Genomic DNA, 24,407 nt, shown 5'->3' with positions numbered 1-24,407 from the left:
CCTATATAGATCAATCAACATAATATTTTGATGGAGTACCGCCTAGGTGACGAAACAATATTTAACTCATCGTTGTCTCATCGCTCCACCAGACATGGCAGATGACTTCTTTGCTAATACAGTCATCTATGTTGCACGCCATGATGAAGACGGCGCTCAAGGCATTGTGATTAATCGTCCTTCCGATTTACAAATCAAAGAATTGCTAAATGATTTAGAAATCGATGCAGATAATGTACAACCACATGCGGTTTTACAAGGTGGTCCGCTACGCCCTGAAGCAGGTTTTGTACTACATACAGGTCAACCAACATGGCATTCATCAATTGCTGTAGGTGAAAATGTCTGTATCACGACCAGTAAAGATATTTTAGATGCAATTGCGCATAATGAAGGGGTTGGGCGTTATCAAATTGCTTTAGGCTATGCAAGTTGGGGGAAGAATCAACTTGAAGAAGAAATGGCGCGTGGTGATTGGCTGATTTGTGACTCAGACATGGATTTGATTTTTAACCTACCATATGACGATCGTTGGGATGCAGCATACAAGAAAATTGGTGTAGACCGTACTTGGTTTGCTTCAGAGATCGGTCATGCTTGATTTAAAAACCTCACAATCCATTATGGCATTTGATTTTGGGACACAAAAAATGGGGGTCGCGATTGGTCAATCCAGTATTGAAAGTGCCAATCCTCTTCCTCTATTTATCATGAAAGATGGTATTCCTGACTGGAATCAACTTTTGAAACTGGTCAAAGAATGGCAACCTAACTTATTTTTAGTTGGTTTACCGCTTAATATGGATGATAGTGAGTCTGAACTCTCTGCTCGTGCGCGGAAATTCGCACGTCGCCTACGCCATCAAACCAATGTGGAAACATGGATGGTAGACGAGCGCTTGACGACCCGCGAAGCGAGAGAAGAACTAGAGTCTTATCAAAATAAAGGTCAAGCTAAACGCTTATCAGCTGATAGTTTTGCAGCTGCTCTACTCATCCAAAGTTGGTATCGTGATCCTGCTGGCATTACGCCTTAACCGTAAATACTCAATCTTTTTATTATTGTCTATTGATATAAAACCTAGCGCTATACACAATATTTTTGTTTCTGCAAAAAGCATCTAAAGAAGAAATCGTCCCATTGACCTACTTTGGTTTCTACCAAAGTAGGTTGAATTGCGTATTTATATTGAAAGTGGATGAGTTTTTGCGAAAACGTTGTATATCGCTACTTCTCAATAATTCGAACTGTCGCCGTACGCCCTGAAACAAAGGCTAAGGGATTCTGTGGTTGCTCATCAAGCATGATTTTTACAGGGACACGTTGTGCTAAACGTACCCAACTAAAGGTTGGATTTACATTTGCAAGTAAATTGGAACTACCTGAACGCTCCCGATCTTCAATGCCTGTCGCAATTCCTTGAACATGCCCGTGAATCAACTGGCGATCGCCCATCAACTGAACTGTTGCTGCGTCACCGACATGAATACGATTCAATTTTGTCTCTTCAAAATATCCCACGACATAAAGCTGATGACGATCTAACAATGCAGCAACTGCTTGTCCAATCTTCACATAATTACCAACACGCAAATCAAAGTTTGCTAAAGTACCATCTGCGGGAGCAACGACTTCTGATCGATTTAAATTGAGCTGAGCCAAATGCAAATTACTATTCGCCACCTCAATCAGTGCTTGCTGTTGTTGAATAGCAGCATTGGCTTGTTCAATACTTGCTGTGTATTGTTCACGCTCAGCCAAGGCTTGATCACGTGTTGAAAGCACTTGATCTTGTTCTTGCTTAGAAATAGCACCATCCATCAAGCTGGCATAACGTGCTGCATTCTTTTCTGCAAGTTTCATATTGGCTTCGGTCTTCACTAAACTGGCTTTAGCACCTGCCAAATTTGCGTGTGCCTGTGCGAGACCCGCTTTGGCTTTAGCTAAATCAGACTTAGCTTGCTCAACATCAAGTGCTTGACGTGCAACATCAACTTTAAAGAGCACCTGTCCCTTCTTAACCGTTTGGTTATCTTGTACCAAGACCTCTGTCACCAAACCATTCACATCAGAAGCGACCTGTATCACATCACCACGGACTCGCCCATCACGTGTCCATGGCGCAGCATTATAGTAATTCCATAAATGCACAATTGCATAAATCGCAATTAAAACCGAAAGCACCAATACCACAGGACGTATGACTTTTCGCACATCAAATGCATTCATGTTGATTACCTTTACCACATATCTTTAAATGATTAAATTTAGGATTGAATCTCTATTTTGAAACGTACGACTTACAGCCAAATGAATATCCAATGCACCAATAACAGCAAACCCAAGTAAAAGCACAAATTAAATATGCTCGGCAGAGCGATCCACTCTTTCGCGACCAAACGATCAATCAATGGACTCATAAGCTTAAAAATCACATAGGCTATAATTGCTTGAACCAACAGAATGGGAATATAAATCCCATAAACATTAATCTCACCCATGCGCTATACCTACGTCATATGTTTCTGAACTCATCTGATCTGTCGCGACATGCCCAATACTTTCACAGATATTATTGAGAGAAATTAATAGTCTTCGACTTAACTGAGCGTCATCTAGCTGCTGTGCAATTTCCTGCAACAACTTGATTTGACGAACAATCTGAACTGAAAAATGATTGAGTGATAATTGCTTTTCTTGCGCTTGAAAATAGTCAGTAAGTTGCTGTTGCAAGATGTTCACTTCGCTTTGTAAATAAATATGCTCAGGAAGCTTTTGACTAATTTCTTGTAAACGCACCAAATCAATAATTGAGCTACTCTCAATCAGTGCATTCTGTATCGATTGCTTTATATCAGGATGCTGTACCATTTTTGTATTCAACACCCCGACACGATCTAACATGCTGCGTAAGTGAATTTTGAACTCAATACCATATGTGAGACTCAACGCCTGACGCATGGCTTGATAATGTAATGCTAAGATTCGTGTCGCACTGGTATCAGGTGAAACCGCACGCACAAGGTCAATCACAATCAGTGAAACAAGCACACCGAGGATCATGGCAAATGAGCTATCTAAATAAGAAACAGCATCGATGCTATATTTATTATGCAGATTCAATCCCATCATGGTGTTAATTCCTAGCACCATACCCACAGGCATCAGGATCTGATTCGCCATCATACTTACAGCGACTAAGAACACAGGAAATAAAACCAATGCCAACTGCCAAAAGTGAGTAATGTGTGGAAAAATGCCAAATGCATAAACAAATACCAAAACCGCTGAAACCAGACTTCCCCAAATAAAGATCCGTAACACAGGTACAGGATTGTCTAAAGCCGTCAAAATACATGCTGTAATTGCACCCATTTGCGCCATCATAAAGCCTGCTTTCCAGCCTGAAATAATCCATGCAGCAGTCACAATAAAAGTGATCAGCACGGCACTAATCCCTCCGCGAATTGCTATGCCATGATCGCGATGCAAACTTGGATATCTGGTTGTAATCGCTGTAATTTCAGGTGGTATCTCTTTATTACCCTGCTGAATCTGCTGCCAAAGTAGTTTGACCGCCAAGATATTCGAAATAAAATGACGTATATCCATTTTTAAAGCAGCAAGTACAATCTGTTGATCGGCGCTTGCACGATCAATCAATTGATTAAAATCATCTTCAAAGCCATGAGGCAATGTTAATAAATCACTAGGTACTAAACTGCGCTCTTGCTTCAAAAAGGCTAAGGTATGCTCACGAATAGCATTTAAATGTGCAACAAGATTTGCCAACTGCATCTGTTCAAGCTGCTTGATCCGTTGAGACAAAGCTACCAAATTAGCGACCACCAATGACACCTGATGCAACATCTCCTGCAAGGGTTTAGTCATGCCTTTTAGCTCACCTTTTTCATAAGCCAAATGCACAGCCAAAGCATGAATATCTGAAGCATCACGCGTGATGACCGACAAAATTTGCGTATAATTTTCTGATGTCTGTTGAACCGAAATAAGTTTTTCAAACGTCGTTTCTAAATCATTTAACGTTTTATTGACGCGTTGTTTAATCAGTGCACCAATATGAACAGGAAAAAACGTCGCTGAAACCACTGCGGTTGCAATTACGCCAACCGAAATTTCCAATACGCGTGCCACAGCAATATCAAAAATATTATAGGTATCAATATAGGTAATCGCGTTATAGACAATCATGGCTGTCGAATAACCCGCTAACATAAATACATAGCTTCGCGGTGTACGATCGAGCAAAGAAACATATAAAGCAAAGCCAACCCACAAAGATAAAATAATGGTGAATAACCAAGGGGTATTAATAAAATGAGGTGTCAGCAATAAAGCAATGATTGCACCTGCGAAGGTTCCCACTAAACGATAAACACATTTTGAAGACACCATCCCTGAATAGGGATTCGCAATAATCATCACCGTCCCAATCGACCACATTGGATTAATCAGATCCAGTTCAAATGAAATAAACAGTGCCAGCATGCCTGCTACAAATGTCTTACATGCAAAAATGAGGTCAAGTCGACTTGGTCGGAAAGCCAACAACTGTTTCAATAACATGAACGGGTCTCTGTATCACACTGGCTTAACATCGGATGTTGTTCATCACATTAATGAAAGTGACAAATCAACGCTCTGATTTAGAGATATCCAAATCAGTTACTTAAAAGAAAAGCCAATAAAGGAGGTTAATACACAATGCTAGAAGATTTTTTGAATAAATAGTATGCAACCAATTATCCAAATAAGACATTGTAGTTGCAATTTTTTCAAAAAATAGCAATATAGTCAACAAATATTATCACTATTTGATAATATCAATTAAAATAAACTCATTTCAATTGATAAATTTCGTGCTTTTCTCATAATTTCAATTCACTTTGCGATCCAAACGAATCAGATTGAAAATCCCATACACGACATACGGCATTTCTGATATAAAGCAAGAATGTTTCGATTTTCACGTTATTTAATGGAGTAGTTGGCTCATCATGGCAATTTCGAGTTTTGGTAAAATTCTCACCGTGCTGGATTTATTTTCAGTCTCACGTCCGATTATCAATGTCGATATCATTTGTGATGAACTCAGTCTCTCCAAACCGACTGCCTATCGTTATCTTAAAGAATTGGTCTCTACCGATATCTTGAAACGTATTAGTGGTACTTCAGGCGATTACACTTTAGGTTCTAAAATCGCAGTACTTGACTATATTTCACATAGCACAGACCCACTGGTTCAAATCAGTATTCCTTTTATGCGTGATATCGTGGAACGTACCGAACTTTGTTGTTTGCTAACCTATTTAAATCATGATTATTGCATCGACTTACATCATGAAACTTACAAAGAAGCGGAGTTACTTTCATTTGGTCGAGGTTGTCCACGCCCCGTTTTTATTGGCGCATCTCCAAAAATTGTCATTTCGCATTTAAGTAAACAACAATTCCAAGCCTATTATCATCAATTCACTAAAGAACTTGCACAGGTTGGCTTTGCGCAGAACTTAGATGAGTTCACCCAAAAAATGAGAAAAATTAAAAAACAGGGCTTTTATTTATCAGAAGGTGAGATTGACCCTATGGTTTGTGGTCTCTCCGTGCCAATTCGCTTTTCAAACAAAGAAGCCCCTATTGCATTAACGCTTGTTGCCTCTAAAAATCGTTTTGATTTCTTAAATGTCCAAAAATTAATTGAAATATTACAAAGTAATGCAGCACAAATTGAGCATAAATTTTCAACATTAATCGAAAATCAAAGCAACTAAGGTGAGAATATTAAAAAATATTTACATTTTTTAGCGTTGTAAATATCAATAAATTCTCATATTATGATTATGTTCTTCAGCATGCTTTCCCAAAAAGCGTGAATTTCCTCAGAGAACTAAGCTCATCTTTGTATGGGCTTTTTTCTTATTAAAGAAAACATGAAATAAAAAACCTTCTCTTAAGAAGGCTTTAACGATTGAAAAAAGATCAACACATAATTTTATTAATCAATTTAGCTTCGACCAACATCTGCTCAGTTTGATCAGCACTCATCGCGACCAAATATTTACCATTAGAATAGTAAAGTGAACCATCAGCGTTGAGTGCGTAACCCAATACACCGCGTTTCAATACTTTCTGTTCTCCATTAGAAGTAGATTGAATCAGCTCCCAATTACGCGGAATCACACCTGCAAACTTTTCACCTGCACTTTGATTTTGTTGCAACGCCTTCTGCGCTTTAATCAAATTTCCTTCAACAAATAATTCTTCTTCAGATTTTTGTTTAGCTTTTGCAGGATTTCCACCTGAGGTTGATTTCAGTGATTCTCCTGTATAACGCTGCGTAAAGAAATCTAACCAGCCAATCACTGCTCGAATAATTTTAAACGGCGCATATAAAATATCTTTAAGTGAATTACCACTATGCTGATGATTTTTATAAGGACGTTTCAGGAAATAAAGCTGACCCGCTACATCAATTTTCGGTTTATAAAAATCGTAACGCGGATCACTGATAATCGTCTCTAATTCCCCAGTCTTGAGATTTAAACGGCAAATTTCTTTGGGTCCAACACTAACATTGCCTTGCTGATCATAAGCAAATCCACAACTGTCATAATAAACAATATCAGGATTTTGAGGATCAAAACATGGATGCTCGTCTTGGCAATCCCCTTCAGTAATATATTGAATACGGCTTGAATCTAAACCCAAAACACAAAGGTGGCGTTCATAGGCATAACCCTTGCTTACAGATAAAATTAATCGTTGTTTTTGAACCTGATAATCAAGATGGTGCACAATAAATTCACTATTTCTCAGCACCAAAGCTTCTGGCAATTGCTGCTCGATTAACGATTTAATATAGATTGCGCAGCCATCCTGTAATCGTGCGGCATAAATCATCCGTTGATCATTTGTGAGCACTGCATCGACTGGAAAGATATATGAGAATTCATTTGGATCATCACGATTGGTCATGCCCATGAATTGAGCGCCAGTTCCCGTGGTTTTCCATTGTTTGCGCTGTTTAATTTCTTGCAAATTTTTCTTGTATTGCGTGACCGCTTGGCAGTCAATGGTATGTGTTTTTTGATTTTGTATTAAGTACAGTTCTTGATTTGATAAATACAATAAAGATGACATGTAATCGTGTTCCTAACTTATTTTTTTTTAGCATCCACTATATTTTAACAATTCTATAGTGAATGCTTTGATTATTAAGCTTTCTATTCAATTTCAATAAGACTTTGAAGGTCAATAGATTTAAGGCTGTTTTAAATATGGCCATGCAGCTTTCATATAAATAAACATCGACCATAAGGTCAAGATAACGGCTGCATAAAGTAACGCATACGCCCACATTTCTAATGGTTCCCAATTGAGTAGGAACACACTAATTGCAATCATTTGGAATGCTGTTTTATATTTTCCAACGGTCGAAACCGCAACACTGGTACGTGCGCCGAGTTCAGCCATCCACTCACGTAATGCAGACACGGTAATTTCACGAGAAATAATCACAATTGCAGCAAAAGCCATTGAAATTGTTGGTTGCCATTGCACCAATACAATGAGAGCAGAAGCAACCATCAATTTGTCTGCAACTGGATCAAGAAATCGTCCAAAAGCAGAGGTTTGATTGAGTGTACGCGCTAAATAACCGTCGAACCAATCGGTGATTGCTGCAAGTACAAAGATTGCAGTTAATACCAAATGGCGCATCATTCCCCCATGATGCTCCTCAATTCCGATCGCAGGTGGCCAGTAAGCAATCACCAAAAATACAGGAATAAGCGCAATACGTGCCAAAGTCAAAATATTCGGAATGTTCAGGATTCGCCCTGTACTCATAAACACCGCCATGTTGTTTGCTTCAAATATGCATGTCGCAGAAAGGATGTGTCGAGATTGTATCCATCTGTAAGCAACTTTATACGAAATGCAACCTAGTGTCGACTAGGCAAAAACAGCAACTGTCTGTCTTAACACCGCAATTAAGCGATTTTCACGATCCCACACATAGGCATATTCTGTTGCATAACCATGTTCAGCAAATTCTGTCACGACTTTATATTTGAACCAATCATGAATCTGATGTCGAATCGGATGCAGGTAAGTAATATGCCATGTTAATGAACTGGCAGGTGCTGGAATTTTAAACATGGACAATACACCCGGTGGCCATACATCCATCAAAGCAAATAAATCTGCCAATTTCATTTCACGATTAGCATGTAAATTTGGTGCAAAACGCGCCCATCCACCAAAATCAGGAACTTTACTTCCTGCCATTGGATAGCTTCCTTCAGCCCAGCACAATTCAAATTGTTGCAAGCATTCTGGCATTAAACCTTCTAGATAAAATGTCTTTTCCAACTGCTCGGCTGTGGGATAATCTGGAATTTGCGGTAAATTTTCAACATGAATTCTTGATTCGCGTTGCAAACCAAAACTTGCGATTAAAATCGTTTGTACAGCATCATCCTGCCATAGTCTGATTTCTAAAGTTGTGACCGACTTTCCTTCTCTAAGGACTTCCGCAGTTAACTTGGCTTGACCATGTTGAACTGGTCCAACAAAACTAACATTACAGCTCAATAGTTGTTTTGCTGCATCATTCACCATGTAGATTGCTTTTTGGATGAGCAAACCTGCAATCAAGCCACCAAATACCGTTCTACCTTGTAACCACCCTGATGGAATATCAATCCATTCTTGTTGCTCAATCTGTTGATACGACGAAAGTAATGACATGATTTTTCCTTTAATCTTCAATACAGCTTATCTTTCAATGTTTTTATACATTTGTGAATGATCATTGACTGAATAATCGATGACTCTTTATGTCAATTGGTCAAATTACTCATGCAGAATCTTATAAATTGTCCGTGCCAAAACCTCACCCAAACCAGGAACGAGCATCAATTCTTTTTCAGAAGCTCTGAGCACGCCTTGTATACCACCAAAATGAGTCAGTAAATCTCGACGACGTTTTGGTCCTAGCCCAGGAATCGCCTCCAATACCGAACTACTCCGGCGTTTATCACGTTTTGCTCTATGCTTAGTAATCGCAAAACGATGCGCTTCATCTCGCACTTGCTGAATCAAATGCAAAGCCTTGTGGTCTTCAGTCAATTGAATCTTGGTGCCATCGGTGAAATGCAGCGTTTCTAATCCCGGTTTACGTCCTTCCCCTTTAGAGACACCAATCATAAAAGCATCAAGTCCAAGCTCTTGCATGACCTCTATTGCCATGTTTAATTGACCTTTACCACCATCAATCAAAAGTAAATCAGGCAACATATTCTTTTTATAACGGCGTATCAATGCTTGACGCATTGCGGCGTAGTCATCCCCCCCAGTAATATCCTGAATCGCAAACTGACGATAATCACGTTTGCGTGCACCACCCTGATCGAACACCACACAGGACGCAATTGGTGCTTCGCCCATTGTATGACTAATATCAAAACACTCAATCCGATCAATTGGTCTCCCAACCACTTGTTCAAGTTGATGAAACCGCTCATTCAACTCTAAATGATTGCTCAATTTGCCTTTGATCGCATGCTGAACATTCATCTGCGCTAACTCTAACCATTCAGCGCGTGTTTCACGTACTTTATGCTTAATTTGCACCTTTTTATTAAAGGTTTGCTGCAATGCATCTTCAAGTTGTTTCTTGTCTGGCACATCGGCATTCACAATCAATTCTGTCGGAACTTCATCAGCCACTTGAAAATAAAAGTTCGCCATGAAGTCACTCAACATTTGCGCTAAATCATCACCAAGCATGTCAGGGAAATAACTTTTACCACCAAGCATTCGACCATTACGAACATACATGATCTGTACGCAAGTCACACCTGCTTGATAGGCGATTGCTAAAATATCGGCTTCACCTTTGATTTTGAACACCGCTTGTTGGGCTTGAACTTCGCGTAATAAAGACAACCGATCTCGATAAAACACCGCTTTCTCAAACTCAAGCGCTTCTGCCGCTTGTTCCATTTTGCCGATCAATTCCTGATTCAACTCTTTGGTATCACCTTGTAAAAAGCGAATCGAATTATCAACATCTTCTTTATAGTCTTCTGGACTAATTAACCCGACACACGGCGCTGTACAACGTTTAATTTGATATTGCAGACAAGGACGTTTACGTTGGGAAAAATAGCTATTCTCACACTGCCTAACATTAAATAATTTTTGTAAGGTTAATAAGGTATCACGGGCACTATATGCACTTGGATAAGGTCCAAAAAACTTACCAATTTGATGCTTACCTTTACCTCGACCACTGGCAATACGAGGATAAGGTTTATCTGCGGAAACAAAGATATAGACATAAGACTTATCGTCCCGCAACATGATGTTATAGGGCGGACGATGTAATTTGATAAGATTTTGTTCTAATAGTAGCGCTTCTGTTTCAGAACGAACAATCAATGTCTCAATATCATAAATACGCGCAACCAGAGCTTGTGTTTTTGGATGTTCGATGGTTTTAACAAAATAGCTGGAGACACGATTTTTTAGGTTTTTTGCTTTACCGACATATAGTAATTCCCCATCTTTGCCCAGCATTTTATACACACCAGGCAATTGGGTCATATGAGTCAGTATTTTTTCAATATGTTCACGCGCGTTTGAATTCACAGCAGACTTTCATGATCAGTAATGCTTTTGATGATGTAGTCTGCATAAATCAATTTCAAGTCAATTGAGCTAAAATCCATCAATTCAATCACTCAAATGATACCTATTATTTAAAAAATCGACTCAATACTTGATCAGCACTATTAAATGCAGACTTATTAAAGAAATCACAGGCTAGTTCATTTGTTGGAACGATTGGATTAACTTCTCTCGTCGTATGGTAAAAGCCCCAGTACTCACGTGCTTGATGACGAATCCGTGTATCCGCTAAATTAAACTCCGTATTAGGTTGAAATGCTGTCCACGCTGCATTTTGCCAAATTCCCTGATTTTGAATAGTACTATTAGTACCAACATGTGCAAGATTTTGTGTTGGATAAGATTCAATATAATCTTGAGTACTCAACTGAACTTGTTTTTGCCAACATGTTGCGCCTGAAGGGAATTTATCCTGTGTTGCAAACAATAACCCTTGAATAATCTCTAGTGTTACATCGCTTATGAACGATGATGCTGTCGCTTGTCTTAAAAAGTATCGTATATAGTCAGAAACCGCTAAGCCAGATAAGTCAACTTTCTTAAGCTGATAAGTAAGTTTAAATGCTGTTCTCTGCTCCAAATTATAAGGCTCATATTCTAGAACACTATCATTGAATACCGTTTTACGACCCACAATATAAGCGCCAGTCGTATTTTGCGGTGGAAATATACTTGATATGCCATTGCTGGTGACAAAGTTTCGAAGCGCTTCTGTCTGTAATTTTGGTGTTTCGGTATACGTAATCAAAAGATCATTATTTTTATCTATTTGATACGATTTTTTTGTGAGCTTATTAGATTGATTTGCAGCTGAAAGATCATAGCTGTAAAAGGCTTTATTTTTCGGATCAACTTTCCCATAAATATCATCAGTTTCTTCAGTACAAGCCACTAAACTTAAAAGACTTAATATTATCAATGCTTGCTTTTTCATTATCTTTTCTCATATTAAAAAATCAGCTAAATTATCCTCATTTAAACCATTTGATACAATCAAAAATATAAAATTACTTTCTCAACGTGAAAAGCATCCATAAAAAAACGCCCTTGCAGGCGTTTTGATTTCATTCATTAAAATACATAAGGACGTATAAAAATAAGGAAAAATAATCCAATCATAATGAACCATTTTAAAAAGTAATAAAGTTGACGATTGGATTTTTTCAATGCTTTCGCTTTAATACGTAATTGGTAAACGTAACCGAATGCTTTATTTAAACCACCTGTTTGATCACCGACTTCATTTGGTGAACTCGCAGCCGTCATGACGCTCTTACCAAACCAATGATTAAACTTTTCCATTAAACGTGTTTTTAACGGTCGCTCAACATCAGCAAAAAAGATAATACGATTCTGATCGGTCGTGTTTTCTGCATAATGAATATAGGTTTCATCGAACACTACACTTTCGCCATCACGCCAAGAATAACGCTGACCATCGACATCAATAAAACAACGATCATCATTTGGGGTAATTAGACCTAAATGATAACGTAATGAACCTGCATATGGATCTCGATGACGTACCAAACGACTATCAGGAGCAAGTTCTGTAAACATCGCCGCTTTAATCGTTGGAAGTGTTTTTAACAATGCTGTGGTTTTAGGACAAAGCTCAGCAGCCGATGGATGCGCAGAGTCATACCATTTTAAATAGAAACGTTTCCAACCTGTTTTAAAAAATGAGTTAAAACCTAAATCATCGTAACTACTTGAAGCTTTGATGCCACCTTTATTATATAAGGCTTGCGCTTCATCTCGAATCATTTCCCAATTTTCGTCAAGAATTTTCAAATCCTTAAAGTGTTGCGTATCAATATAGGGTTGATTCGGCACTTTGGAAAAAAGATACATTAAAAAATTGATCGGTGCGAACAATGTTGAATGGTCAAAAAACTGACGATAAAACGAATGTCTAACCTTACCACGGCGATGTACATACAACGCCGAAATGATAAAAATCGCTAATATGATCCATTTAATCATTGAAATCGACACAAAAAAACTAATCGGCAAATTTTAACACTATCCCTTATAATTTCTACACTCTTTTACTTAATTCATATTTTTTATAAATTTAATCAATAGTATCCAAATCTTATAACTAATTTTTTAAAAATTCTTTTAAAGCATACACCTATACTGTTAACAAATATTAGCAATGATCAAAATCATTCCTAAAGTAATTTTTCATACAAGAAAGTTGATTGCGATTCTATATATCGCCATAAGACTTAGAAGTTAACACTAATTATAGAAAAGCTGATGTAGATCCATACATCAGCAATCAGGGATGATATTTAAGAGGCTTAAAATCTACTCATCTAAAGTTTTTTGATCGTTTCTGCCGCAGTAGTATTAAACCAAGTACAACTTTTCTTAAAAGCTTCGAGAGTAGCTTTTTGTGTATAGTAATCAACAATAAATGTACCTTCACCCAAACTGTCTAGACGTCGAGTTTGTTGGTTAATTAGATTATCTAAACGAATATCTTCAAAGTTTTTCATATTCCCGATGACAAGTTCGCCGTTATAATCAATAGCAACCACATCAAAAATCATTCCATATGCATCATATTCACGGTAATAGCGCCATGAAGAACCATTCCATTTACCACTATCAATTTTTAATGTATGCCCTAAATTTTTTACTTCATTTTTAAATTCATTTTCATTTTGCATAATAACATCTGCATAATTTTCACCCGTCATCCCTTCTTTAGAAAAAGTAATATATGGTTTTTCAACCTTTTCTTCTATAACCTGATAGCAATAAGAACCTTGCGGAAATGATAAAGGATTAGCACGATTATAAGCTTGGCCTGCTTTAGTATCTTTTAATTGAGCAGGAACTCCAAACTTATCAAACATCACCTTATAATTTGGATAAAAACGATCAAAAACATTTTCACCTGAAATGTCAATTTTTTTATAGGTATGGTAGTAACCTGTTTTAGGAGCATCACTAAAATAGAATTTTAAGGCATTAATTGCTTTAGAATCTGAGTAAACCCAAGTATTTGTAAACAGCTGATCAGCTGTCAATAAATACTCATCCTCACTTAACGGTATATAGTACTTTGTTCCTTTAATTACACTATCGACATAAGAATATTTTTTTGTAAATAGCGTTTCTTGATCTACATTATATAAATCGACATTAACTTTTTCTTGAATAGGAGGGGTCGAATTATCACCTTTCGAACTTGATTCAGCACCTCCCCCGCCACCACCACATGCAGCTAGAACGAAAGGAACAAAAGATAAGGTAAGGAGAAGCGTTTTATTTTTTAACATAATAATACTTTCTATAACAATTTTATAACGATTGAATTTTATACACATGCAAAAAAATAGACAATCCTTTCTGTATGACAATTTAGATTTTTTTATCAACTATTAAATTATATATTTTGGTAGACGATATTTATGTTTTCAGATAAAGACTGAGATCGTAAACAAAAGAAATAGGCACTGAAATCTATTAATACTTAAAAAGAGGTGAATAATATCTTTCTTATGACCCTAGTTTGAAATGGTAAAAGTGACTATAAGAGCGAATTATTTTGAGATTTAACTACTGTTTTTTATGAAAATTTTATAACAACAACCTATTTAAATGAGTCAATTCCCGAATAGCAAGAGAATAGATGACCCTAGCGTCACGGCTTGATACAACTTGTTATGTCCTTTTTGGATATAGTTATCGTAAGATTAGCGAAGCATTTTTATGTGCTTAATCGCACATTCGCTTTATGACATCAACTCAGAATCCTCCACAACAAGGGAGATCAGGCATGATCCACGCTGGCAATGCCATTACCGTCCAAATGCTTGCGGACGGAATTGCAGAATTCCGCTTTGACTTACAAGGTGAGTCGGTTAATAAGTTTAACCGTGCAACCATCGAAGACTTCCAAGCAGCAATTGCTGCAGTTAAAGCCAATAACGACATTAAAGGCTTAGTTGTTACCTCTGGTAAATCAACGTTTATTGTTGGTGCTGACATCACTGAATTTGGCGATAATTTCGCTGCTGGTGAACAAGCAATTGTTGATTGGCTTATGCCTGTACATGATGTCTTCAATAGCTTTGAAGATTTAGACATCCCTAAAGTTGCTGCGATTAATGGTACAGCGCTTGGTGGTGGTTTTGAAATGTGCTTAGTGTGTGACTACCGTGTCATGTCTGAGCAAGCTCAAGTTGGCTTACCAGAAATCAAATTGGGTATCTATCCTGGTTTTGGTGGTAGCGTACGTTTAAGCCGTGTAATTGGTATTGACAATGCTGTTGAATGGATGGCAATGGCGAATCCTAAAAAACCAGCTGCTGCACTAAAAGATGGTGCGGTAGATGCGGTTGTCGCTGCGGACAAACTTCAAGAAGCTGCTGTTGACCTCGTTAAACAAGCGATTGCTGGTCGTTTGAACTGGAAAGCGAAACGTCAAGAAAAATTAGACGCAATTAAATTAAACCCACTTGAACAAATGATGGCGTTCAATACGGCGAAAGGTGCGGTACTTGCAAAAGCAAACCCTGCTCAATACCCTGCGCCAAAATTATTGCTTGATTCATTACAAGCAGGTGCAAGCTTAACACGTGATGACGCATTAAAAGCGGAAGCTCAAGGTTTTGCTAAAGCAGCAATTACTCCACAAGCAGGTGCATTGATTGGCTTATTCATCAATGACCAAGTTGTGAAGAAAACTGCGAAGAAATATGAAAAAGGTGCTCATCCTGTAAACCAAGCAGCTGTTTTAGGTGCTGGTATCATGGGTGGTGGTATTGCTTATCAAGCGGCAAGCAAAGGCACTCCAATCATCATGAAAGATATTGGTAACCCACAACTTGCTTTAGGTATGAAAGAAGCGAATGGCTTGTTAACTAAACAAGTTGAACGCAAAAAAATGAAACCTGCGCAAATGGGTGAAACGCTTGCTCGCATCCGTCCAACTTTAAGCTACGATGAGTTTAAAGAAGTAGACATCGTGATCGAAGCGGTAACAGAGAATCCTAAAGTAAAAGGTATCGTACTTGCAGAAACTGAGAAAAATGTTCGTGACAACACGATTATAGCCTCAAACACTTCAACGATTTCAATTACGCGTTTAGCAGAAAACTTACAACGTCCTGAAAACTTCGTAGGTATGCATTTCTTCAACCCAGTACACATGATGCCATTGGTTGAAGTGATTCGTGGTGAGAAAACTTCTGAAGAAGCGATCGCAACAACTGTTGTTCTTGCTCAAAAAATGGGTAAAACACCTATCGTTGTAAACGACTGCCCAGGCTTCTTGGTTAACCGTGTATTGTTCCCTTACTTTGGTGCATTCGACCTTCTTGTTAAAGATGGTGCGGATTTCCAACAAGTGGACAATGTGATGGCGAAATTCGGCTGGCCTATGGGTCCTGCATACTTGATCGACGTTGTTGGTATCGATACAGGTGTTCATGGCGCAGAAGTGATGGCTGAAGGTTTCCCTGACCGTATGAAGCCAGACTACAAAGGTTCTATCGAAGCGATGTATGAAGCAAAACGTCTTGGTCAAAAGAATGACGTTGGTTTCTACAAATACGTTTTAGACAAGAAAGGTAAGAAAGCGAAAACTGTTGATCCAACAGCTTACGAAATCATCGCGCCTTTCGTTACTGGTGAAAAACGCGATTTTGACAACCAAGAAATCATTGACCGTATGATGCTTGCTTTCTGTAACGAAACAGTTCGTTGCTTAGAAGACAACATCGTTGCAACTGCCTCTGAAGCAGATATGGCAATGATCATGGGTGTAGGTTTCCCTCCATTCCGTGGTGGTCCATGCCGTTACATCGACCAAACAGGTGTTGCTGAATACGTTGCGCTTTGCGACAAATATGCACACTTAGGTAAGGCTTATGAAGCGCCACAAATGTTGCGTGACATGGCTGCTAACAACACAAAATTCTACGGTTAAGGAGCGACGTGAATGGCTACTTTAAATCCACGTGACGTTGTGATTGTTGATGGCGTTCGTTCTGCCATGGGCAAATCACGTAACGGTATGTTCCGCAATGTACGTGCCGACAGTTTATCTGCTGAATTAGTACGTGCACTTGTTGCTCGTAACCAGTTTGATACTAACGAAGTTGAAGATGTAATCTGGGGCTGCGTAAACCAAACTTTAGAGCAAGGTATGAACATTGCTCGTAACATTGGTTTATTGGCTGACATTCCTAAGACTGCTGGCGGTCAAACAGTAAACCGTCTTTGTGGTTCTTCTATGCAAGCAATCCATACGGCTGCTGCACAGATCGCTACAAATCAAGGTGATGTATTCATCATCGGCGGTGTTGAGCACATGGGCCACGTAGGTATGATGCACGGCATCGACCTTAACCCAGAAGCATCTAAACACTATGCAAAAGCATCGAACATGATGGGCTTAACAGCTGAAATGTTAGGTCGTATGAATCAAATTTCTCGTGAAGAACAAGATGCATTCGGTGTTGAATCACACCGTCGTGCTTGGGCTGCAACACAAGAAGGCCGTTTCAAAAACGAAATCGTGGGTGTTGAAGGTCATGATGCCAATGGCTTCAAGATCCTTTGCGACATCGATGAAGTAATTCGTGCTGATGCAAACCTTGAAGCATTCAAAGCATTGAAACCAGTTTTTGATCCTAAAGGTGGTTCAGTAACAGCAGCAACTTCTTCTGCGCTTTCTGACGGTGCATCTGCAATGTTGTTGATGTCAGCTGAACGTGCTGCATCTTTAGGTTTGAAACCTCGTGCTGTGATTCGCTCTATGGCGATTGCAGGTTGTGATGCTGCGATCATGGGTTACGGTCCTGTTCCAGCAACTCAAAAAGCGCTTAAACGTGCTGGTTTAACGATGGCGGATATCCAAACTATCGAATTAAACGAAGCATTTGCTGCACAAGGCTTATCAGTAATGAAAGGCTTAGGCGTTTATGACAAACAAGACATCATCAACTTGAATGGTGGTGCGATTGCATTGGGTCACCCATTAGGTTGTTCTGGTGCACGTATCACAACGACTTTGTTGAACGTAATGGAACAACAAGATACACAAATCGGTCTTGCAACCATGTGTATCGGTCTTGGTCAAGGTATCGCGACAATTATCGAACGTGTTTAATCGACACTGAGATAAACGAAAAATCCCCGCAAAGTGCGGGGATTTTTTTATGTGATAGAAATGCTTTTCTAGACTATATTGAATTTTTAAAATACAAATGTCCACTGTAGACAGAACAACACCCAGCAAATTATTATCCTAAGTTCCAAAAACTATAAGGTTCTAACAATGTTTAAAAATATGGCAGCCGATTTAATGGGAACCAGTGATATCGGGAAGATTATTGAACCTCAAGATTATGATAAGACTGATATTGATGACTACATTTTCCATGAAGACAATGAAAAGATTTTCTTTTTAATCAAAGCAAAAACTGATGAGTACTGCTTTACCAACACTTCATTTATTCACCTTGATGGTACCAGTGCTGTTAGTAAAAAACGTACACTCTATCGCTATCCATATAAACATCACCAAATTAGCCAAGTTCTACTCGAAACAGCTGGAACTGTAGATCGTGATGTAGAAATAAAGTTTAAACTTGGCGCAACCAGTTATTCGATAGACATTGAAAAATCTCAAATTGAGAAAGTGCGAGATTTATATAAGGCATTGTTTAGCATTGGTGAAGCTTGTAAAGAAATCGAGCGTCAAATGAATTCGTTGGTGATTACTCAGCAAGCTGTGAATAATATGTTCTCATTACGTGAACTACCTGAACAAATTTTACTGAACCTACCTGATATTATTTCGCAGACAACGATTCAAGTTGAAACGAAGTTCACTGAACGTCGTAAGCAAATAGAAGATTATGATTTTTCAATCATTTTTGAGCGTTATCTTAAACAGTAATAAAAATCCCCGCTTATCGCGGGGATCACTCATTTAATCTATATATTTAAAACTTAACGTGTGAAAAAATTATTTTGTGGATTATTTAAACCATCTCGAATTTGTTGCTGCAACTTTAAAATATCATCTAAACTGACTTTCATCGTTCCTTCACGGAAAGCGTTAGCATTGCCTGGATTAATTTTTAGTGGTTCTAGCATTTTAAATAAACCATTGGTTGGATCAGATGATTGCAAACCAGCGGCAACAGCTAAAATATAATCTTCCAAGAATGGAGATACTTGAGATAAATCGGGCGGTGTTATTTTTGCTTGATATTCAACCGAACCAGTGCTTTCACTGGCTTTAGCATTCTGTATGTCTGTGTGAACTTTATATTGCTCATGCTCTAAAGCTTGTCTTACTTTTTTATCTTCTTGAAAAGGTACAAAACCAACTTCCTCACGTAACTCTGACTCAGCCATAATTCGAATGGTTGGTAGTGTTGTTACTTCATCTGCTTGAACTGTTGGTAAACCAATTACAGAAGCAAATATAATCATAAAAGCTGATTGTTTTAGAATGTTCACGTTTACTTACTCCAAAATCAGTCGCCAAAAAATGAAAAAATAAAAGCATCTATTTAATAGGCTACAACAAAGTGCATTTTGATTCAGTACAGGTCAGATAAACGGTACATTTCATTCGAATTTTGTACTTTATCTAGGCAAGTACAAATATACTCACCTGTTTAATCTTTGTAAAATTTGACACCTTTAGCGAAAAAAAACTCGCTTCTATGAACTTATTTTATTATTGTCCTATCAATATTTTATAAATACTAAATATTTTTTAATTTTTAAAATTCAAATTATTAGGAGAAAGGGATGTTTTTAAAACTGACTCAATCATCAATAAGTATTGCTATTCTTGGGGTACTTTTAACCACAACAGGCTGTGCAACCAAAACCCTAATTAGTAAGGACAATAAAACCTATACGCGTACAACAAAAGTGACATTAGTTGAAGATAACGTAATTGCTTTTGGACAACCTGCACAAGCTTCAGCAAATTTACCGCGAGATAGCATTGTTATCGCAGGTCAAAAAAATAGTTATATTTTGACGCAAGGTGGTGCGCAATTTGTAAGCTTGATCAATAAACTCGATCCTAAAAATATTCAGATTACTCGTGACTTAAACTTTTACTCAGAAAAGAATGATGGTTACTTTTCAGGTACTTTGCCACTTTCATATGTAAAGCTAAAAGAAGATTTGAGCAAAAAAGACTTAGAGTTTTTTATTGAAAATGGAGCGAAAGAGTGTTCATCATCGAGTGATGAGCGTATGAAAGCGCAGCGCTTTTGTTTTGATATTAAATTAGCGGGGGTGGTTTACCCTGCCGCTAACAATCTCAGCTCTTTAAAAGCATTAAGTAAATCTTATCAAGTTACGATTTATACCAACCAACAGGAAAGCTATAAGTCGAAATCAGGCATGAACCCTTTTGAAAAGTTAGTTTTATTACCTTTCGCAGTCGCAATTGATGTCGTGAGCTTACCGTTCCAAGCTGCTGAAAAGATTTTTGATTAAATAATAATAGGTCTTTGAATTTTCAGCTCTGACTATTTCAAAGACCTTAAATATTTGATGTATTTCATTATCTTGATTTAGATCAACTATGTGTCTCTTCTTCACCTTCATTATCAAAAGTCTTGGCAATCTTCTCAATATTTAAACTTTTCGCCATCGCATCAAAAATGTCTTTATACACACCTTGCTGCTGATAGAGTTGATGATGTTCACCATGCTCAACAATCTCACCATCTTGCATCACATAGGTGTAGTCAGCATCAATAATCTGCGAAAGACTATGCGAAATAATAATGACGGTACGCCCTTGTTTAATTTCATCTAGACTCTGTTTGATCTGTTCAGTAGCAATTGCATCTAGACTTGCTGTTGGTTCATCTAAAAATATAATTGGCGGATTTTTGAGGAACATACGTGCAATCGCGATACGTTGCTGTTGCCCACCAGAAAGTAACAAGGCATCAGATTGATAAGCTTTGGGCAATTTCAAAATTTGCTCATGAATCGATGCTTTTTTTGCTGCTTGGATAATTTCCTCTTCGGTAGCATCCATTTTTCCATAGCAAATATTGTCTTGAATGCTTCCTTGAAAAATATGATTTTTTTGTAATACCAAACCAATGTGATCTCGCAAATATTCTGTATCTATATCTTTAAGATCAATTCCATCCATCAAAATTTGCCCGAATTGAGGTAGATAAAACTTATCCAATAGACTAATTAATGTGGATTTACCTGCACCTGATAACCCAACCAATGCAGTAATTTTATTGGGTTGAATGATCATATTAATATTCTTGAGCGCATGATGACCATTTGGATAATGAAAATCGACCTGCTTTAATTCAAATTGTCCACGAAGTTGCAATGGTTTATCTTGACCTGAAGTTTCGATCTCATGATCTGCCTCAAGAATCTGAAAGAAACTTTCTGCATATATCATGGCATCATTGACTTCATCATAAATACGATGCAATGAACGAATGGGGGCAGAAACATTGTTAAATAATAAAATATGAAACATGATCATCCCAATACTCATGTCACCCACTAGGACAAAATAAGCGGTAAGAATAATGATAAATACAATGCCAATTTGTTCGGTAAAAGTCTTTACTCCATCAAAAATAAAGCTAATTTGACGAGTGTGCATCTGATTATCAGTCAGTTGTTTTTGTAAAATGAGCTGCTTCTCAGCCTCTACTTTTTCACGGTTAAAAGATTTAATCACCGTAATGGAATTGATAATACTCAAAATTCCCTGACTTTTACGCTCTCGCCCATCGCGTAGACTTCGTCTTACACCCCCTAATTTTTGTGCTTGTTTGAACGTTAGCCAAAAATAAATAGGAACAATCGATAACGCCACTAACCCAATCCAAAAGTTTGCGTAGAACATCAATCCTAATGCCAGAATTGCACTGCTAAAAAGAGGAAGAATATCAATAAAAAAGATTTGAATTAGCCTTGTAATCGATCCAATCCCGCGATCAATACGCGTTTGTAACTTTCCAGCTTGATTATCATCTTGAGTAAAAAATGAAAGCCGATAACTTAGAAATTTTTCAATAATCGATTGCGCAACATCTTGCGATACCATGATCCTTAAACGTTCACCAAACAACTTTTGTCCAAATTGGATCAGAGTGCTTATAATTTCCTTAGAAAGTAGAATCACACTGATCGTCACCAAGATATGCCATCCCTCACTCAGCCCTTGTCCTGCTTCAACTAGGCGGTTAATCTGATCAACAGCATATTGCAGCGTGAGTGCGTTTACTTGAGCAGTTAATGCACCAATTAGCGTAAGAACCAGGGTAACGATGACCAGTAATTTATAAGGTGCAACGAAAGGTCGAACTTTATTAAAAAGCTGCCATAAATTCATGGTTTTGACGTTTATTCTCCATTGTTTAATTTAAATAATGTTATCACTGAGCTATACCGATTACTTGTTGCTAGGCTTCATTTTCCCAAGTACCCATTCAGATAACGCTATAATTCATCTTCCAAAACCTCAACATTGTTTTTCTTAATTTTCTCCATCTTGGCATTCAATTTGAGTACATCTTGATAAAGCGAATTGAATTTTTTCACTTGTGCTGATTCATGAAATAAGATGGTTTTATCCTTCGCTTGCCATTGATACTTTTTAAGCATGTCAAACATTGCTTGCGCTTTTTCAATAATTTGTTGCTCAATCGGGAAAATGTCATGCGCTTTGTCTGATTTTAAATTATTTGCCAATTTCATTTGTAAAGATGCTCTCATTTCTTTCTCGATTGCAATTTTTTGGGCTTGTTCAATCGCATCAGCATGTATTTTTTGACGGCGATTTTCATATTCAGCAGAAATACGACGCACATCTACAAACATTTTTTCAGTTTCCTGATAGTTTTGTTTACGATCTCGATCCAAACGCCCAACATCTAAAAAAGTATCCCAGCGCGCAGCTTTTAACGCTCTAAGATACTCATTTCTGGCTTCGATATTTTGCATCCAATAAGTCAGTAGAAACTCTGACATTAATTTATAATCACCAGATAAGCGATCATCATGTATGTCCAATGTGACAGGTGTGGTCCAATCTTGAGCCTGACCATAGAGCATTTTCATTTTTTCAGCCATAACCACTTCAAACATATGCTGATTATTCACAGCATTATTTTTTTTAATCTGCTGGTATAGAAAAAAAGAACCAATACATACCACGATTACAGTTATCAATATGATAAAACGGCGCATGCTGCCTCCAAATTTAATTATATTTTTTATGTCCTTGATTTGATTCTAATCAATAATCTATTCGACTGAAGTATTTTTTATTTCATTTCTCGTAACGGAGCATTACATTTTCCTCGCTTTAAATTCATTAGCTTCGCCCTTATTATCTCTGTTATTGATAATTGTAGAGATTTACTATGCGCGTAGATATCTGGTCAGATGTGGTCTGCCCTTTTTGTTATATTGGCAAAAAACGTCTTGAACATGTGGCAGCTGAAGCTGGTATCGAACTTGAAATTCATTGGCATAGTTATGAACTTGATCAAAATGCCCCTGCAAAGCATGACACATCGAACACTGAACGTTTAGCTAAGAAATATGGTCGTAGTTTTGCCGAAATGGAAGAAATGGAGCGTAATGTTGCAGCTATGGCGGCATCGGAAGGCATCGACTTCCAGTGGCAAAAAGCCAATTCTGGCAATAGTTTTAATGCACATCGCATCATTCACCTTGCACAAAGTAAGGGCTTAGGCAATGAAGCGAAAGAAGCCTTTTTTCATGCATACATGACTGAAGGTCTTGCGATTGGTGAACGTGAAGTTGTAGAGGAAATCGCCTCTCGTATCGGTTTAGATAATGCAGAAGTTGAATATGTATTGGATACTGATGAACTCGCTGATTTTGTGCGTCATGATGAAAAAATTGCGCACGAACAACTCAAAGTCACGGGTGTTCCTTTCTTTGTATTTGATCAAAAGCTTGCATTGTCGGGTGCCCAACCACGAGAAGTTTTTTTACAAGCATTACAACAAGCCCAATCTGCATCAACTGAACAAATTGAGCAAACCGATGCAGCTCAATGTAATGATGAACAGTGTCAAATTAAGCATTAATTTTTTCTAAGAGATGAATCTCAAATGATCATTTGAGATTCAAATTTTCTAACCCCTCTATATTTATGATGCTAATTCAACCAATTATCCTTAAATCAGCACCATTTATCCTTTGATAAAATTTCTGTAACAAAGTGAAGTAATTTATTGCTCAACTTTTGAGTCATAATTATGTGAAGACAATCACAACCCACACATAAATTTATAGATACATATTCATAAAACCATCTATTTATCCGATTCAATTTTTTAAAATGTTTATATTTCAAAGCTAAAACATGATCAAAATCTCTATTTAGACTATTTAAATGAGATTTTCTACTAACTTACACCCTATAGATTTTGCATGGTTTTCTTCTATAATCGTCATAAAGTGACATTCTTTTGTTATTAAAATGCAAGAGTTACAAGTCTTAATAAATGGTCAGATTCAACCAGAACAAATATGCATACAACAGCTTGTAGCACTGGCAAAACAGCATACTTTAGTAAGCAAGACTGAATACAAACTGATAGAAGATGCTGTGAATATTGTACTCATTCATTATTTAAAACAGGCTCAAGCCTATCTCTAA

At 37.6% G+C, this 24,407-nt stretch carries 22 protein-coding genes; 9 read left to right on the top strand and 13 right to left on the bottom strand.

The window, feature by feature from the left end; all coding sequences use genetic code 11:
- Window positions 1–46 precede the first annotated feature (46 nt).
- Window positions 47–601, top strand: a complete 555-nt coding sequence (locus F933_RS10705; protein WP_005050989.1) for a YqgE/AlgH family protein — start codon at window positions 47–49, stop codon at window positions 599–601.
- Complete coding sequence (gene ruvX / locus F933_RS10700; protein ID WP_005061052.1) at window positions 594–1,037, top strand: Holliday junction resolvase RuvX; 444 nt, start codon at window positions 594–596, stop codon at window positions 1,035–1,037. Before F933_RS10705 ends, ruvX begins: the two co-directional genes overlap by 8 nt.
- A gap of 191 nt (window positions 1,038–1,228) precedes the next feature.
- On the opposite strand, the gene F933_RS10695 is transcribed toward ruvX, so the two are convergent.
- The 3 genes from F933_RS10695 to F933_RS10685 all read right to left on the bottom strand — a co-directional run bounded on the left by F933_RS10695 (window position 1,229) and on the right by F933_RS10685 (window position 4,588).
- The gene (locus F933_RS10695) at window positions 1,229–2,230 is read right to left on the bottom strand and encodes an HlyD family secretion protein (protein WP_005061050.1); all 1,002 of its coding nucleotides are present in this window, start codon (window positions 2,228–2,230) and stop codon (window positions 1,229–1,231) included.
- A 71-nt stretch (window positions 2,231–2,301) separates the two neighbouring features.
- On the bottom strand, window positions 2,302–2,502 hold the full coding sequence (locus F933_RS10690; RefSeq protein ID WP_005061048.1) for a DUF1656 domain-containing protein: 201 nt from the start codon (window positions 2,500–2,502) through the stop codon (window positions 2,302–2,304).
- Window positions 2,495–4,588: an FUSC family protein gene (locus F933_RS10685; RefSeq protein ID WP_005061045.1), complete on the bottom strand. Its 2,094-nt coding sequence runs from the start codon at window positions 4,586–4,588 to the stop codon at window positions 2,495–2,497. Before F933_RS10685 ends, F933_RS10690 begins: the two co-directional genes overlap by 8 nt.
- A gap of 431 nt (window positions 4,589–5,019) precedes the next feature.
- Here F933_RS10685 and F933_RS10680 point away from each other — a divergent pair, with 431 nt between their 5' ends.
- Entirely contained in the window at window positions 5,020–5,793 is a 774-nt protein-coding gene (locus F933_RS10680) for an IclR family transcriptional regulator (protein ID WP_005050976.1), read from the top strand.
- A 208-nt stretch (window positions 5,794–6,001) separates the two neighbouring features.
- Here the strand turns inward: F933_RS10680 and F933_RS10675 are convergent, their stop codons facing one another.
- The 7 genes from F933_RS10675 to F933_RS10645 form a co-directional block, all read right to left on the bottom strand.
- The gene (locus F933_RS10675; RefSeq protein WP_005061043.1) at window positions 6,002–7,162 is read right to left on the bottom strand and encodes a hypothetical protein; all 1,161 of its coding nucleotides are present in this window, start codon (window positions 7,160–7,162) and stop codon (window positions 6,002–6,004) included.
- A 120-nt stretch (window positions 7,163–7,282) separates the two neighbouring features.
- On the bottom strand, window positions 7,283–7,870 hold the full coding sequence (gene pgsA, locus F933_RS10670) for a CDP-diacylglycerol--glycerol-3-phosphate 3-phosphatidyltransferase (RefSeq protein ID WP_155757328.1): 588 nt from the start codon (window positions 7,868–7,870) through the stop codon (window positions 7,283–7,285).
- 105 nt (window positions 7,871–7,975) lie between these two features.
- Window positions 7,976–8,773, bottom strand: coding sequence for a thioesterase family protein (locus F933_RS10665; protein WP_005061041.1), 798 nt, complete (start codon window positions 8,771–8,773; stop codon window positions 7,976–7,978).
- Between the two features lie 105 nt (window positions 8,774–8,878).
- Window positions 8,879–10,678: an excinuclease ABC subunit UvrC gene (uvrC, locus tag F933_RS10660; RefSeq protein WP_034710762.1), complete on the bottom strand. Its 1,800-nt coding sequence runs from the start codon at window positions 10,676–10,678 to the stop codon at window positions 8,879–8,881.
- A gap of 106 nt (window positions 10,679–10,784) precedes the next feature.
- On the bottom strand, window positions 10,785–11,651 hold the full coding sequence (locus tag F933_RS10655) for a hypothetical protein (protein WP_005061036.1): 867 nt from the start codon (window positions 11,649–11,651) through the stop codon (window positions 10,785–10,787).
- A 137-nt stretch (window positions 11,652–11,788) separates the two neighbouring features.
- Complete coding sequence (lpxO, locus tag F933_RS10650) at window positions 11,789–12,703, bottom strand: lipid A hydroxylase LpxO (protein ID WP_005050962.1); 915 nt, start codon at window positions 12,701–12,703, stop codon at window positions 11,789–11,791.
- A 338-nt stretch (window positions 12,704–13,041) separates the two neighbouring features.
- On the bottom strand, window positions 13,042–14,013 hold the full coding sequence (locus F933_RS10645) for a hypothetical protein (RefSeq protein ID WP_034710981.1): 972 nt from the start codon (window positions 14,011–14,013) through the stop codon (window positions 13,042–13,044).
- 500 nt (window positions 14,014–14,513) lie between these two features.
- On the opposite strand from F933_RS10645, the gene fadB reads away from it, so the two are divergent.
- The 3 genes from fadB to F933_RS10630 all read left to right on the top strand — a co-directional run bounded on the left by fadB (window position 14,514) and on the right by F933_RS10630 (window position 18,644).
- Window positions 14,514–16,667, top strand: coding sequence for a fatty acid oxidation complex subunit alpha FadB (fadB, locus tag F933_RS10640; RefSeq protein WP_005061027.1), 2,154 nt, complete (start codon window positions 14,514–14,516; stop codon window positions 16,665–16,667).
- Between the two features lie 12 nt (window positions 16,668–16,679).
- A complete protein-coding gene (fadA, locus tag F933_RS10635) occupies window positions 16,680–17,852 on the top strand; it encodes an acetyl-CoA C-acyltransferase FadA (RefSeq protein ID WP_005061025.1) in 1,173 nt (390 codons plus the stop codon).
- 168 nt (window positions 17,853–18,020) lie between these two features.
- On the top strand, window positions 18,021–18,644 hold the full coding sequence (locus F933_RS10630; RefSeq protein WP_005050949.1) for a PH domain-containing protein: 624 nt from the start codon (window positions 18,021–18,023) through the stop codon (window positions 18,642–18,644).
- Between the two features lie 53 nt (window positions 18,645–18,697).
- On the opposite strand, the gene F933_RS10625 is transcribed toward F933_RS10630, so the two are convergent.
- Window positions 18,698–19,213, bottom strand: a complete 516-nt coding sequence (locus F933_RS10625; RefSeq protein ID WP_005061023.1) for a hypothetical protein — start codon at window positions 19,211–19,213, stop codon at window positions 18,698–18,700.
- 297 nt (window positions 19,214–19,510) lie between these two features.
- Between F933_RS10625 and F933_RS10620 the strand changes: the two genes are divergently transcribed.
- Window positions 19,511–20,215: a YidX family protein gene (locus F933_RS10620; RefSeq protein WP_005061021.1), complete on the top strand. Its 705-nt coding sequence runs from the start codon at window positions 19,511–19,513 to the stop codon at window positions 20,213–20,215.
- Between the two features lie 82 nt (window positions 20,216–20,297).
- Here the strand turns inward: F933_RS10620 and F933_RS10615 are convergent, their stop codons facing one another.
- Both F933_RS10615 and F933_RS10610 read right to left on the bottom strand, forming a co-directional pair.
- Window positions 20,298–22,103 (bottom strand): ABC transporter ATP-binding protein, encoded by a 1,806-nt coding sequence (locus F933_RS10615; RefSeq protein WP_005061018.1) that lies wholly within the window; start codon window positions 22,101–22,103, stop codon window positions 20,298–20,300.
- A 107-nt stretch (window positions 22,104–22,210) separates the two neighbouring features.
- Window positions 22,211–22,960, bottom strand: coding sequence for a hypothetical protein (locus tag F933_RS10610; RefSeq protein ID WP_005061015.1), 750 nt, complete (start codon window positions 22,958–22,960; stop codon window positions 22,211–22,213).
- A 176-nt stretch (window positions 22,961–23,136) separates the two neighbouring features.
- On the opposite strand from F933_RS10610, the gene F933_RS10605 reads away from it, so the two are divergent.
- Together F933_RS10605 and F933_RS10600 are read left to right on the top strand one after the other, a co-directional pair.
- Window positions 23,137–23,832, top strand: coding sequence for a DsbA family oxidoreductase (locus tag F933_RS10605; protein ID WP_005061012.1), 696 nt, complete (start codon window positions 23,137–23,139; stop codon window positions 23,830–23,832).
- Window positions 23,833–24,221: 389 nt separating this feature from the next.
- Complete coding sequence (locus F933_RS10600; RefSeq protein WP_034710759.1) at window positions 24,222–24,407, top strand: hypothetical protein; 186 nt, start codon at window positions 24,222–24,224, stop codon at window positions 24,405–24,407.

Source organism: Acinetobacter beijerinckii CIP 110307 (genome assembly GCF_000369005.1).
Taxonomy (GTDB): domain Bacteria; phylum Pseudomonadota; class Gammaproteobacteria; order Pseudomonadales; family Moraxellaceae; genus Acinetobacter; species Acinetobacter beijerinckii.
The sequence above is the reverse complement of the archived record's forward strand: the minus strand, read 5'-3'. Positions and strand labels throughout refer to the sequence as shown.